Origin of the sequence: Paenibacillus kribbensis, assembly GCF_002240415.1 — a bacterium.
In the GTDB taxonomy this organism is placed as follows: domain Bacteria; phylum Bacillota; class Bacilli; order Paenibacillales; family Paenibacillaceae; genus Paenibacillus; species Paenibacillus kribbensis.
The window spans coordinates 3,607,985-3,621,345 of record NZ_CP020028.1 but is presented as its reverse complement, the minus strand read 5'-3'; the positions used below and the strand labels follow the sequence as shown (position 1 = coordinate 3,621,345).

Sequence of the window (13,361 nt, the reverse complement as noted above, 5' to 3'; positions counted from 1 at the left end):
GCGGAGGCATTCTTTTTTATCCAGCATACAGCTTGTCCGGTGAAAAGACTGCTGCACCTTGTCGGTACAAAGCTTCTGACCGTGTTCGCTTTTTGCTGTCGATAAATAGGGGCAGGCTCAGCAAAGCTTGTCGTTCTCATAGCGGAAACCGTTCCAGTCTGAAGCACGATGTTACAAGCTGACGATACTTCTGCAACTAGCCTGCGAAGGAACGAGAGATATCGGTTACCGCAGGTGAAATATGCCGCAGTTAATGGCGGATACGAGTACCTTGGGCTCATATTGCCATACCATTTCTTTACGACGGGCTTGATGCTGCTCCATTATGGCTTCTTTTTTGTCCACTTCTTCTTTATCTTGATCTTTCTGCTCCTTGGTTAGATCTTCGTAGTAGTGGTCAATGACCTCCAATTCCTCCCGCAATCGTTCCTTTGCTTGCTCTGCCCAGCTATAATCCTGCTTCTGGAGCTGGTCAGTGAGGTAGCTTTCAAGCGAATTGGAAGCCTCGGGGACAGTTAGCTTGGCAGACTGCACATGCATATTGCCCGCCAACAGCGGGCTTAGTTGACGGGCTTCGAGCATGTCGCCAAAGTCGGACATGATTGTGCCGCTCTTGAGTGAAATGCCCAGCCAATGAAGCTCCTCTCGCTTCAAATCACAGGCAAATTCAACCTTGTAGCAGACCCCGAGCCAGGCTTCATAGACTACGGGAGAACGGGCAGTCAACTGACGGGCATCAGGCTGCTCAAACAAATAAACATATTTTCCCCCGTCCCGTGCTGCTTCAAAAATTTGATGCAAACGACGGCTTCCATAATGAAGCTCCTCTTGCAAAACACGTCCGGGCCCGAACTGCGGCAACGCCGGAACATGGCCGAAATATCGGCCCATTACCTGATCCTGAGCGGGATTGCCTGCTGCTGGAGCTGGCGGTGCCTGATTGGACAAGCGTTCCTGTTCCGTCCGGTAGGCTTCTCCATCAAAGATGAACGTGAAGGACATCGTCTGTGCTGGAACGCCGGTACGCTCTACGTACCCCCAATAGTAGGGTCGGTTGGTTAAGGCTTTATCCGCTTCGATAGAAAGCTTGACGGTTACATGGTTGGGCGATCTCTCGATTACGCTGCATCCGGTAGCTTCCAGATACGTTAGGACAAAACGCTGAACTTGCTGCGAACTCATGCTCACATTAGCGACCTCCTTTCACGCTGCGCCGAGCTTTGGTCGCAGGTACTTGCTCCATTTCCATTTTGATGGAGTCCAGCGAGTGACCCAGCTCCTGCATCTTGCGGCGAATTTCATCATCGCTGCTGGATTCAAGCATGATTTTGTACAGACTTTTTTCTATCGATTCCTTTTTCTCGAATTTCTCAAGAATGACGTCCAGTCCGCCAATGACCATTTCGAACATATTAATCTTTTCATGTAGGAGATGAAGAATATGCTCCTCAATCGTTCCGGTGGTGGACAAGTTGAAAATATGAACATCATGCTGCTGTCCAAGCCGATGCACCCGTCCGATCCGCTGCTCCACCCGCATGGGGTTCCACGGTAAATCAAAGTTAATCATATGGTGGCAAAATTGCAGGTTAATGCCTTCACCGCCCGCTTCGGTAGCGATCATGACCTGAATGCGTCCGCGGAACAGATCCATCATCCAATCCTTGCGTCCCCGGTTCATGCCGCCCCGGTAAGGAACAGCAGACAGCCCACGGTCACGGAAATAATTCAACAAATATTCCTGTGTAGCCCGGTATTCGGTAAAAATGATCACCTTTTCGTTCATCTGACGGATGAGTTCGAGCGCTTTTTCCGCTTTGGAATTGGCCTTGATCGCCTTAATGTGTGCGACCAAATCCCAGACGCGATCGCGCAGAGGAGAGTCCGGTGCCATCTTTTTGGACAAATTAACGAGCGTGACGAATACGGCATCCCGGCTGCTGCATACTTCTCGTTGAAGGGTAACGAGAGACAGCATACTGCTCAAATTTCCGCCATTCGCCTGATATTGCTCTTTGACAAAAGAGGTCACTCCATCGTACAGCGCCTGCTCCTCTGGTGAAAGCTCCAAATGAATGTTGGAAACATTTCGTTTGGTGAATTGAACCGGTCCCTCTCCGCGGCGATTGCGGATCATGACTTTGGATAGCTCATCCTTGAGTTGATCCTCATTTTTGGGCAGACGCTTATCCACCACAAAATTGGCTGAAAAATCGCCTTGCCTTCCCAACTGACCGGGCTTGAGCAATGTAATGAGATTAAACAGCTCTGACAAGTCATTTTGGACGGGAGTTGCCGTCAGGAGCAAACAATATTTTTTACGCAGTTTCATAATGAACTGGTAGTTGGATGTCTTTTTATTTTTCAGCTTGTGAGCTTCGTCGATAATGAGCAGATCATAATCAGTATCCAGCAGGATGCTGCTGTGTGGCTCCCGCTTGGCGGTATCCATAGAGGCCACGACGACCTCGGATGACCAGGAATGTGCCTTTTTCTGGGCGATAGCAGGAATGCCAAATTTGCTGTTCAGCTCACGCACCCATTGCAGGACTAAGGAAGCGGGTACAAGAATGAGCACTTTAGCAGCAAGCCCGCGAACCAGATATTCCTTGAGGATCATACCAGCTTCGATGGTTTTGCCTAAGCCGACTTCATCGGCAAGAATGGCGCGTCCAGACATCTGAAACAGCACCTTTCGAGCCGTATCCAGCTGATGGGGCAGTGGAGTGAGGTCTTGCAAATGCTGCAAACATTGAAGCTCATCAAAGCTCGGCACCAGTTTGGCTCTTTCCGCCTCAATTGCCAGCTGATACAGATTCCAATCTCCCCATGGGCCTCCCTTGTGCAGACGCTGGTCCAGCTCGTCCTGCCAGCTGCGGTCAAATTGCACCGGAACAGGTAATGACACTTGATTTTGTGTATGCGGGGAACTTGTCGACTTGGCTTTCATGATGATTCCCTCCCTCCTGGTAGTAGCACAGCTGAAGCTCTTGGCTCTGTCACATCTATGGCATCTATTTTGCACAGATCGTAGATGTAGTATGGACGGAAAAAGATATCTTCATAACAAGAGGGATGAAATCCGTTAGCTGCCCTCCATTAACTTTTGGAGTTTGCTTTCCGTAGAGGATTGCGCGTTGGGTGTGTAAATGCTGCAGCGTAGATCGACGCCCCCCTGTACCTGAAGGGAGGTTAGGTCAAACAGCATTTTACCAGCCTTGGCATGACGAAACTCTATGAGTACCTCCGGCGCGGAGCTTACCTCACTCTGATTCCAAAGCTCGTTGAACTCTCCGTAAGCCTGACTCATATTTTGTATAAATTGTGCATACCAAGGGTCTGTCACGTATTGTCCGTAATAGGCGCGGAAAATGGCAAGAAACCCTTTTACAAAATGCTCCCAATTGACGGCAAGACTCTTAAACTCCTTTTTGGTGAACAGCAGTTCAATCATATTGCGCTGCTCATGCGGCAGCTCGGCAAAATCCATAAAGACATGGGCCGCAGCCGCATTCCAGCCGACAATATGGCAGCGCCGATCTGAAATAATAGCCGGGCAGTAGTGCAGCTCCTGCACAATCTTTTGCAGTGAGGGGGATATGACCGTTTGTTCCGCAGGAGCAGGCGGGGCATGAAACCCGGCTTCCAGCGCCAAGTCATACAAATATTTGCGCTCATCGGTGTTTAACTGCAAGGCGGCGGCAATAGCGTCCAATACGGAGGCGGACACCTTGATATCCCGTCCCTGCTCCAGCCAGGTGTACCAGGTCGTACTCACACCAGCCAGCTGAGCCACTTCTTCTCTGCGCAAGCCGGGTGTTCTGCGACGTGATCCTTGGGGCAGGCCAACCATATGCGGGTGTAGACGTGCTCTTTTTGTTTTGAGAAAAACAGATAATGCTTCCAGGCGTGCTTCCGTTTTCATAGATGTTTTCACTCCATTCATGGGTCAACGAGAATTGAGCATATGCAACTCTCCCTATAGTAGTGCTAATTATACCAGGATAAATAAAAACTTGTAATAGGATAAAGTAAGGGTAAAATGAGGATTGTAAGTCAGTTATCGAGCAGGAGGAATGAATAGCTATGCAAAGAGTAGTAATAACAGGTATGGGTGTCGTTTCGCCACTGGGCAATGAAGTAGACACATTGTGGAACAATTTGCTGGAAGGCAATTCAGGTATACGTAAAATTGATAGATTCGAAGTGTCTGATTTGAAAACACAAATCGCCGGGCAGGTACAGGATTTTGACGCAGAACAGCGATGGGGACGCAAGGATGTCAGACGAATGGATCGCTTTACTCAGTTTGCATTGTATGCGGCAGAGCAGGCGCTAAAGGATTCAGCTTTGGATCTGGATCATATTAATCTGGAGCGTGTCGGGGTCTATGTAGGATCTGGAATCGGCGGTTTGGAAACAATGGTGGACAATATAGAGGTGATGCTAAACCGTGGTCCGGGCAGAGTCAGCCCGACACTGGTACCTATGATGATCTCCAATATGGCTGCTGCTCAAATTAGTATTGCGTTCGGAGCCATGGGCCCTACGCTTTCGCCCGTTACGGCCTGCTCTATTGGGAATACAGCAATTGGAGAGGCGTTTCGGACGATTCGTACAGGGGACGCGGATGTCATTTTTGCCGGTGGGGCTGAAGCCGCGGTGACTAGATTGGCCTTGGCGAGCTTCGCTAATGCGACTGCATTGTCCACACGTAACGAGGAGCCTTCTATAGCAAGCCGACCTTTTGATCAGGATCGGGACGGGTTTGTCATGAGCGAAGGTGCAGGTATTCTGGTATTGGAATCATTGGAGCACGCCATCGCGCGAGGTGCGGAAATCTATGGTGAGGTCATCGGTTATGGAGCCAGTTCGGATGCCTATCACATGGTCGCACCGCATCCCGAAGGAACCGGAGCTTACTTGGCGATGAAAGCGGCTCTTCATTCGGCCCGCATCTCCCCTGAAGAAGTGGATGTGATTAGCGCCCACGCAACGGGTACAGTCGGGGATGTCGCTGAAACCCTTGCAATCCACAAGCTATTTGGTGAATATGCCTATCAAATTCCGGTGACCGGGAATAAGTCCATGCTGGGCCATATGCTGGGAGCCGCAGGAGGCGTCGAAGCGATTGCGCTTGTACAAAGCCTGCGAGAAGGCATCATACCGCCAACGATGCACCTGGACAACCCGGACCCGGCTTGTGATCTGGATTACGTGCCTCACCAGGCGCGTAAGGCATCATTAAATATCGGGCTATCCAATTCATTTGGCTTTGGCGGTCATAATGCGGTCATTGTGCTGAAGCGCTACGAGCCATAAATGGAATGAGTGGTTAAAACCTCAGGCATTCTATCCAACTGGATGGAATCCTTGAGGTTTTTTATTCGAGAAATAACAGATTCATTTTAGATAAGAGATAGAGTAAGATGAAGGAAAACCTTTCTATAGAGATTGCTAGAAATCAGCTAAAATAATTCAATGACATAAAAATAGAGGAGTATTAAGATGAATTTTGAAGAAACTGTAACAGAGTTCTTACTCTTTAAAGAAATGGATCAGTCCAAAAAATCCAGAGGATATTATTAAGACTTGATGATTTTTTACGATTATTTGAAATCAAAGGATGTTAGTATTGTAATGCCGTAGCTGAAAAGTAGCGAAGAGGACGGAATCGTTCTGGAGAAGCGTAAGCGCTCGCCTTTGCCTTTGGATTTTCACCCTTTAAAAATAGTTCAGGAAATTCAGAGGCAACAGCGATCGGAGGAATGATCTGTTCGCGTAGCGGGCATTAATGCAAATATTTATTTAGCGCACAAAAATTGTGTTCAATTCGTGAAAGGTTTGGAAAAATGAAAATAGACAGACTGCTTTCTATCGTCATTTTGCTGCTGCAAAAAAATAGAATACAGGCGAAGGAACTTGCCGATTTGTATGAGGTTTCGATACGGACAATCTATAGAGATATTGAAGCGATCAGCATGGCAGGTATTCCGGTGGTGACCTTTCAGGGAGCAGGTGGGGGAATCGGCCTGATGGAAGGGTATCGTCTGGATCGCAGTATGCTGACGGATCATGATATCAAGGACATTGTCATGGGGCTGCAGAGCTTGTCCTCATCGCTCGGCGGTCCGAATGTGTCGCGGTTGCTTCACAAATTTGAGAGCATTGTACCAGCATCTGAAAAAGAGCAATTTCGTGTCCGCACGACTCAGTTCATCGTCGATCATTCCGGCTGGGGAAATCAGGCTGCACAGGAAGGCAAATTGATTAAGGTAAAAGAAGCAATAAGCCAGACGCATACGATCACTTTTACCTATCGAAATGCGGAAGGAGCGATCACGGAGCGGAATGTGGAACCGCACACGCTCGTTTTGAAAGGACAGCAATGGTTTGTGTATGCTTATTGCCGCGGCAGGGAGCAGTTTCGTCTGTTTAAGCTTTCCCGCATGAGTAACCCTGTAGTGACAGAGACGGCTTTCACCCGTAGAGATCTTTCCTATGAGGTGCTGCCGTGGAATGAGGGCCGGATGACAGCGTCCAGAGCTATACAGCCGTTTACATTACAATTTAACCGCAATTCCAGGCATCTGGCGGAGGACTGGTTTGGCGTGGAAGCATTGCACGAGCAGGAGGAAGGTATCTATACGGTTTCAGTCCCGTTTCCCGAGGATGCGTGGGCGTACGGATTTATTCTAAGCCTGGGGCCCGATGTGGTCGTCAAAGAACCAGCCCATTTGCGAGACAAGATTCGGGAGATGGCGCTCCGTATTGCGTCTAATTATGAGGATGATCGGGAAATATAGGGACATACTGGACTAAAGCAAGCCGAACCTGACGGATAGTTGTCAGGTTTGTTTCGTTATACTGGTTGCATATCAGATATCAGTTAGCGAAGGGAGCTTAACAGGAATGGATAAAGTATGTCAAAGCTGTGGTATGCCACTGGAGCATGAGGAGCAATATGGAACAGATGCAAAGCATGCCAAAACGGATGAGTATTGCAAATATTGTTACAAGGAAGGTGTATTTGTACAGCCTGACTTGACCATGGAAGAAATGATTCAGCAGTGTGTGCCTATCCTCGCAGGGGAGGGAATGCAGGCAGGAGAGGCGGATACGATGCTGCGCAATTACCTGCCGAACTTGAAGCGGTGGAGGTTTTTAGAGGATACGTGGCTTCATGGGGATGGACCGATTCGGGAGGAATATCGAGGGGACATCCGTTTGGTCGGGCTGAAAGCACGTACGAGCAATCTGAATGAACAAACATCCCACGGGATCATTCCAAAGATGTGGGAGCGTTTTTGGAGTGAGGACGTGCCTGGTCGGATCAAAGGTCATGAAGGACAATCTTTCGTCTATGGATGTTATACGGATTATGAAAATGGAGCCTTGGGCGAATATACTTTTTTTGCTGGAAAGGAAGCGGCCACGGATTTCCAAACTTCTGCTGATCTTGAGGAACTGATCATCCCTGCAGCACGCTATGCTGTTTTCCAGGCATCAACAGAGCCCTTTTCTGTCATCCGTGTGTGGCAGACCATCTGGAAGTGGGCGGCGACGGGACAAGCGGAGCGGACCTACACAGGTGACTTTGAAGTGTATGGCGGCCCTGGTGAACCTGTTTTGATTTACATCGCGATCAAGTGATACATGTTGTGGTGACGAAAGAGAGCCGTCCGGCCAAGGTTTGTGGTCCGGGCGGCTTTTTGCTGCTCCAGCTCACCGTATTAGCTGCCTTAACACGAGGGGCGAGTCACCGCCCATAAGAGAAGCGCCACAGCGCTGACACCCGCTCCCAATAGACATATCAGGGGAATATCTTTTAGACTGACCTTGATTCACATGGTATAATTTACTAGGTCCATTTCCACGGGCTACTCTAATTTGGAGGCGTTACGATGAGGTACAACATGCATAAGAGGGCACAAAATAAAGGGGAATACGCATCATTGGCCCTGTAAACTGCGCGATTCCCCTTGACTCATTAAGGGGTTATCCAATTGAAGAAGTTAATCATGGCAGGCAGCAATTCCAAATCTATCGTCTGGCTTAGCTTTCTTGCGTTTTTCAGCGTTCTCAATGAGACCATTTTTAATGTATCGTTGCCGGATATCGCCACCCAGTTCAGCATTGCGCCTTCATCCGCGAATTGGGTCAATACCAGCTTTATACTTACGTTTGCAATAGGTACAGCAGTGTATGGAAAGCTGTCCGATTTGTATGGTACGAAAAAGCTGCTTCTGTTCGGTCTGTGGATCTACGGCATCGGGTCCTTCATGGGGATTTTATTTCATTTATGGTATCCGGGCGTCCTGGCGGCTCGATTAATACAAGGTGCGGGAGTATCTGCGGTTCCAGCGTTGATCATGGTCATTATAGCCCGGTACATTGATGCGGAACATCAGGGAAAAGCTTTCGGTATGGTGGGATCGATGGTAGCTTGCGGCGAAGGAATCGGTCCAGTGATCGGAGGGGGTATAACCGAGTACCTCCATTGGTCCATGTTGTTCCTTTTGCCGATGATGACGCTGCTAACCATTCCATTTTTCATGAGAATGATGCCTGACGAAACTTCAAAAAGGGGAAAGACCGATATTATCGGCGCCTCTTTATTAAGTGGCGGAATTGTTGCTTTTACGCTCTTCACAACGGCATACCACTGGGGATTTCTGGTCGTCTGTGTGCTGCTATTCACCGCATTTGGCCTGCGTATTCGACATGCGGAGCAGCCGTTTATAGAGCCTGATTTGTTTGGAAAGCGGACGTTTATTGTCGGTGTGCTCACAGGAAGCCTGTTGTTAGGAACAGTCGCCGGTTATGTATCCATGACTCCATATCTGATGAAAGAGGTCCATCAACTGCCGACAAGCCTTATCGGAATCGGCGTCCTGTTTCCCGGGACAGTCAGTGTGGTACTGTTCGGAATTGTCGGCGGTGTATTGGTCGACAAATTAGGGACGGTATTCACGATGCTGCTCGGCTTATGCATGATCGGCGCAAGCTTTCTGGCCGTTTCCTTGTTCCCGGATCGAACGCCATGGCTTGTTTCTGGCACCATGGTTCTGATATTCGGCGGACTTTCATTTGTGAAAACCGTCATATCCGCCAGCGTTGCGGGAGCCTTGGGTTCCGAGGATTCCGGATCTGGCATGGGCTTGTTGAATTTTGCCTGCTTCCTGGCCGAAGGAATTGGCGTGGCCACGGTCGGGGGCCTGCTGACAAAATCATGGCTCGCCTTTCCTCTCCTTCCGACTGTGACTGATGTTGACGCATTTCATTACAGCAACTTGATGCTAATCTTGATTGCAGCTTTGGTCATGGGGGGAATCGGTTTCCTGATGCAAACGGCCAGTCACACAAATCGTCCAAAATGACGTCCGCAAGGTAGTCGAGGATGCCACAACAAGCGATCTCCTGTCAAAAGGAAATCGCTTGTTTTTACCATTGGTGGCTGTTGTATCAAACATCAAACGCAGGTTACAGGCGTTTCAAAAATACGCCGATACGCTCCAAAGCCATTTCCAGCTGTTCTCGTGACGATGCGTACGAGCAGCGGATAAAGCCCTCGCCGCCCGGGCCGAATGCGGAACCGGGAACCGTAATAACTCCTTCTTCGTCCAGCAGTCGCTTGGCAAACTGCTCTGAGCTGAGTCCCGTGTGCATAATAGAAGGGAAAGCGTAGAAGGTTCCATTCGGTTCATGACAGGGCAGTCCTGTCTGACACAGGCTTTCAACGAACCATTTTCTGCGCAGATTGTAAGATTCCATCATACGGTCTTTTTCCTCCAGCCCGTTGCGCAGGGATTCGATAGCGGCAATTTGCCCGATAATTGGAGCGCACATGGCGGTATATTGATGAATCTTCAGCATGGCAGCAATCAGCTCTCTCGGACCACATACATAACCGACCCGCCAGCCAGTCATTGCAAATGCTTTGGAAAAACCGCTGATGAGCAGGGTCCGCTCTTTCATTCCCGGCAGAGCAGCGAAGCTTGCATGCCGCTGTCCGTAGGTCAGTTCAGCATAAATTTCGTCGGATATTACAACTAAATTATGCTCCTCAACCAGGCGGGCAATGGGGAGCCAATCCTCATAGGTCATGATCCCGCCAGTCGGGTTGTTCGGATAACAGAGAATAAGCACTTTGGAGCGTGGGCTCAGCTTGGCCTTAAGCGCCTCTGCTGTCAGCTTGAATTGCTGGTCAGCGGAGGTTTCGACCTTTACGGTGTGTCCTCCGTTCAGAAACGTAATAGGCGCATACGAAATATAACATGGATCCGGAATGAGTATTTCATTGTGCTCTGTAATCAGGGCACGCAGTGCCAAATCAAGCGCTTCACTGCTGCCGATGGTGACCATGATTTCATTCGCCGGGTTATAGGACGTGTTAAAGCTGCTCTCCAAATATCCGGCAATCTCCTCACGAAGCTCGGGAAGACCGGCATTGGGTGTGTATGAGGTTTTTCCATTTTCGAGAGCTGTGATACAGGCCTTTATGACATGCTGAGGGGTCACAAAGTCAGGTTCACCGACCCCGAGTGAAACGATATCTTTTCTGCCCGTACTATATTCAAAAAACTTACGAATGCCTGAAGGCGGCATTTCCCGTACAGCTGGAGTCAAAAAATCAGTTATAGATGCTACTGTCGATACGTTCGTCATGTTGATTTCCTCCTTTTTGAAAAACAAAAAAACCCGCCCCTGTAAAAGGGACGAGTTATACCCGTGTTACCACCCTAGTTTCATTCCATACGAAATGACACTCTGTTCACGTATCCATCAATACGTGTTCCGGTTAACGCTGGAAAGGCGGCAGAGCTTACTTCAGGTTCAGCCCGCTTCTCGGAGATGGCGTTCGGCTATCCTCGGAATGTTGGCTTTCACCTGCCCCAACTCTCTGCAAATCCGCTGTATAGCTTACTCGTTCTCGTCATTGAAATTTGTTGCCGTATCAAGTTAGGTGTAATTATAAGCACAACATTTCAGGATGGCAAGTCTTTTTTTTTAGATTATAGAATTTATAAATTTTTAGCAGGGCTGAACAATTCTATAACCGCAAGAAAAACTTCCGCTAGGCGCGGTCTGGCTTCCGTGAAAGTACGTCGATAGACGGTTTCTTATAAAATGCAGCGACAGCAGGATTATCATTGACGATTGGAAGTTTACGTATATAGTGATATGAGAGGGCCTGGCTCTTTACAGGTGTCTGCACAATTACAGGCTGATTTTTAACACTTAATGCGAGTTCAAAAAGACGTATATACGTATATAGGGGCAAGGGAGGCAAAAGCTTGCTGTTTACAGGGAAGGGATACAAGCTGCCCGCTTTGTTGGGGGTGCTGCTTATAGCTACGTTGGGCTGCTTTGGGCTCATTATGTATTTGCAGTCTGCAAGTGGGACGAAGATGTATCAATTTTTGTACTGGGATATATTCCTGGCCTGGGTTCCGGTCTTTATGACTCTAATAATAATGGCATTATCCAGAATGGGGAATGTGACAGTCAGACGGGTTCTTATGTTGCTTAGTGGAGTAATATGGCTGTTTTTTCTGCCGAATGCTTTATATTTACTGACTGAGTTATTGCATGCGTTTCGTATTTACAAGGTAAATCCAGATTCGCGTTTTTGGTTGGACACCACATTTTGGTTGATCTTATTTACGTCTTTTTTGGCAGCAGGGCTTGGCCTTTTTCTTACATCCCTCTGTGTATGGAGCATCCACCGAATGCTGCAAAAGGCTTGCAATGGCTGGCTTGCGTGGGCCATCGTTTTTGTTTTGCTGTGGCTGGCCAGCGTGGGCGTATATATCGGCAGATTTGCCCGCTGGAACAGCTGGGATGCGGTGTTAAAGCCCTTGGTCATCCTTACAGATGTTTGGAAATGGGTGAGCCTGGCAGGGGAAAGACAGCATTTGCTGTCCTTTAGCTGGCTGGTGTTTGGGATTACGATCATCTTTTATCTAATGATGTATATCTCTTTAAGCGAGAAGGACCTATAGGCCGAGGATACGTATGTAATGCATACGGTCTTCGGCCTTATTGCATGTGGCGGGCTAGTCGCTGGAGTTCTCTTCCCCGTGTACATCATAAAGCACACGCACCAGCAAATCCTGACTGAAGTTGCCGAATCTTTTGCCAAAAATGGTGAGTCCCCCTTTGTTCTCCGATGGATCGGATACGGATAAACGGAGGGTAATATCGCTTTTATAGTTAAGACCAATATCGTCTATTGTGACTTCGGATATACGGCACCCGTCAATGAAGCTGCCATGCTGATTGATGCGAATTAATTTGAGCATGCCATATTGATTCAAATGCGGTGGCCACCAATCGGGATTCAGAACTCCCGGTACTTCTCCAAAATCTCCGGGGCTGGTCCAGTATCCAATAGGGATACCATTGATGTGGAACCAGATGTCAGAAGGATATTCCTCACAAAAGCACGGTGCTTCTGAGCCCAGTTCTGCGGAGAACTGAATTTCTTTAAAGGATTGATTCGCTTTCAGATAGTTGGGGATACGGTATTCCAAAAAGCCTTCGGCCATCCAGATCATTTCCGACTCCAGCCGCCCGGGATCTGCAAAATAGCGTGGATCATCAAAATCGCCGATAATGCTGTCTCGGGTCACCAATCCGCAAGTGGGGACCACTTGGTAGTTACTATAATGACCGATGCGAATCTCCACCTCATACACATTTTTTTGCTCTCTACTACGCAGATCCACCATTAGCTTTTCCTTATTCAAATAGCACATTTTTCGGGTACCGTGTTTACCGCTCACTGTATTAATTTCCACAAGGCCGCATTCTTCCAGCTTGCGAATATGCATCGTAATGGTGCCGTTGCTCAAATGCAGCTTGTTAGCAATATCATTCATACTTTGTCCTTGATAGGCGAGTAACTCGAGTATTTGAATGCGAATTTCCGAGCCTAGTGCTTTGAAAATATCCAACCCAGACATTAAGTCCTTAATATAAATCATAGCTATAGACCTTCCTTACCTATAAATTATGTAATGTAAGCGCTTATATATTTACTTTGATTTATGTTAAAATAAAATCAGAAAGAAGTAAACTGCTTTTCTTTAATTAATTTTTACTAAAAAAGAGGGGAGAGAAATAGACACAAAAATAAATTTATTTCTGAAAATATATCGTATTTAAGCTATTATATCGATTTTTGTAATAATAATCAACTTGAATACGTATTTATTTTTGCTTTTTATGTGGTTCGAATCAATGTTTTATATTTATTTAAAAAGATTTCTAAATGCATTGACGAACTGTAGAAGGGCGTGCTATATTTTGTTTGTAAACGAATTCATTATTGATAAAGTAAAATGTTAATTATATAG

Annotated in this window: 10 protein-coding genes and 1 other annotated feature; of the genes, 5 read left to right on the top strand and 5 right to left on the bottom strand. The window is 47.6% G+C overall.

All coding sequences use genetic code 11. From position 1 onward, the window contains the following. Positions 1-225: 225 nt before the first annotated feature. The 3 genes from B4V02_RS16025 to B4V02_RS16015 all read right to left on the bottom strand — a co-directional run bounded on the left by B4V02_RS16025 (position 226) and on the right by B4V02_RS16015 (position 3,925). A complete protein-coding gene (locus B4V02_RS16025) occupies positions 226-1,188 on the bottom strand; it encodes a YqhG family protein (RefSeq protein ID WP_094155558.1) in 963 nt (320 codons plus the stop codon). 1 nt (position 1,189) lies between these two features. Next, positions 1,190-2,950 carry a DEAD/DEAH box helicase gene (locus B4V02_RS16020; protein ID WP_094155557.1) on the bottom strand — a complete coding sequence of 587 codons (1,761 nt, stop codon included), beginning with the start codon at positions 2,948-2,950 and terminating at the stop codon, positions 1,190-1,192. A gap of 135 nt (positions 2,951-3,085) precedes the next feature. Continuing rightward, positions 3,086-3,925: a helix-turn-helix transcriptional regulator gene (locus tag B4V02_RS16015; protein WP_007429875.1), complete on the bottom strand. Its 840-nt coding sequence runs from the start codon at positions 3,923-3,925 to the stop codon at positions 3,086-3,088. 161 nt (positions 3,926-4,086) lie between these two features. Between B4V02_RS16015 and fabF the strand changes: the two genes are divergently transcribed. The 4 genes from fabF (at position 4,087) to B4V02_RS15995 (ending at position 9,380) form a co-directional block, all read left to right on the top strand. Next, complete coding sequence (gene fabF / locus B4V02_RS16010; RefSeq protein WP_094155556.1) at positions 4,087-5,322, top strand: beta-ketoacyl-ACP synthase II; 1,236 nt, start codon at positions 4,087-4,089, stop codon at positions 5,320-5,322. Between the two features lie 530 nt (positions 5,323-5,852). After that, on the top strand, positions 5,853-6,806 hold the full coding sequence (locus B4V02_RS16005; RefSeq protein ID WP_094155555.1) for a helix-turn-helix transcriptional regulator: 954 nt from the start codon (positions 5,853-5,855) through the stop codon (positions 6,804-6,806). Between the two features lie 106 nt (positions 6,807-6,912). Further along, positions 6,913-7,653, top strand: a complete 741-nt coding sequence (locus B4V02_RS16000; RefSeq protein ID WP_094155554.1) for a zinc ribbon domain-containing protein — start codon at positions 6,913-6,915, stop codon at positions 7,651-7,653. Positions 7,654-8,021: 368 nt separating this feature from the next. Next, the gene (locus B4V02_RS15995; RefSeq protein ID WP_167383807.1) at positions 8,022-9,380 is read left to right on the top strand and encodes an MFS transporter; all 1,359 of its coding nucleotides are present in this window, start codon (positions 8,022-8,024) and stop codon (positions 9,378-9,380) included. Positions 9,381-9,483: 103 nt separating this feature from the next. Here the strand turns inward: B4V02_RS15995 and B4V02_RS15990 are convergent, their stop codons facing one another. Then, a complete protein-coding gene (locus B4V02_RS15990) occupies positions 9,484-10,668 on the bottom strand; it encodes an aminotransferase class I/II-fold pyridoxal phosphate-dependent enzyme (protein ID WP_094155552.1) in 1,185 nt (394 codons plus the stop codon). Positions 10,669-10,711: 43 nt separating this feature from the next. Continuing rightward, positions 10,712-10,949: a binding site (T-box leader), on the bottom strand. A 348-nt stretch (positions 10,950-11,297) separates the two neighbouring features. Between B4V02_RS15990 and B4V02_RS15985 the strand changes: the two genes are divergently transcribed. Then, positions 11,298-12,005 carry a DUF1361 domain-containing protein gene (locus tag B4V02_RS15985; protein WP_094155551.1) on the top strand — a complete coding sequence of 236 codons (708 nt, stop codon included), beginning with the start codon at positions 11,298-11,300 and terminating at the stop codon, positions 12,003-12,005. A 54-nt stretch (positions 12,006-12,059) separates the two neighbouring features. On the opposite strand, the gene B4V02_RS15980 is transcribed toward B4V02_RS15985, so the two are convergent. Continuing rightward, positions 12,060-12,989 carry an ArsR/SmtB family transcription factor gene (locus B4V02_RS15980; protein ID WP_094155550.1) on the bottom strand — a complete coding sequence of 310 codons (930 nt, stop codon included), beginning with the start codon at positions 12,987-12,989 and terminating at the stop codon, positions 12,060-12,062. Positions 12,990-13,361 lie beyond the last annotated feature (372 nt).

Bases quoted from the DNA above. Each gene is read 5' to 3' on its own strand.
- B4V02_RS16020 (WP_094155557.1), bottom strand. From the start codon at position 2,950: ATGAAAGCCAAGTCGACAAGTTCCCCGCATACACAAAATCAAGTGTCA.
- B4V02_RS16015 (WP_007429875.1), bottom strand. From the start codon at position 3,925: ATGAAAACGGAAGCACGCCTGGAAGCATTATCTGTTTTTCTCAAAACA.
- fabF (WP_094155556.1), top strand. From the start codon at position 4,087: ATGCAAAGAGTAGTAATAACAGGTATGGGTGTCGTTTCGCCACTGGGC.
- B4V02_RS16005 (WP_094155555.1), top strand. From the start codon at position 5,853: ATGAAAATAGACAGACTGCTTTCTATCGTCATTTTGCTGCTGCAAAAA.
- B4V02_RS16000 (WP_094155554.1), top strand. From the start codon at position 6,913: ATGGATAAAGTATGTCAAAGCTGTGGTATGCCACTGGAGCATGAGGAG.
- B4V02_RS15995 (WP_167383807.1), top strand. From the start codon at position 8,022: ATGGCAGGCAGCAATTCCAAATCTATCGTCTGGCTTAGCTTTCTTGCG.
- B4V02_RS15990 (WP_094155552.1), bottom strand. From the start codon at position 10,668: ATGACGAACGTATCGACAGTAGCATCTATAACTGATTTTTTGACTCCA.
- B4V02_RS15980 (WP_094155550.1), bottom strand. From the start codon at position 12,989: ATGATTTATATTAAGGACTTAATGTCTGGGTTGGATATTTTCAAAGCA.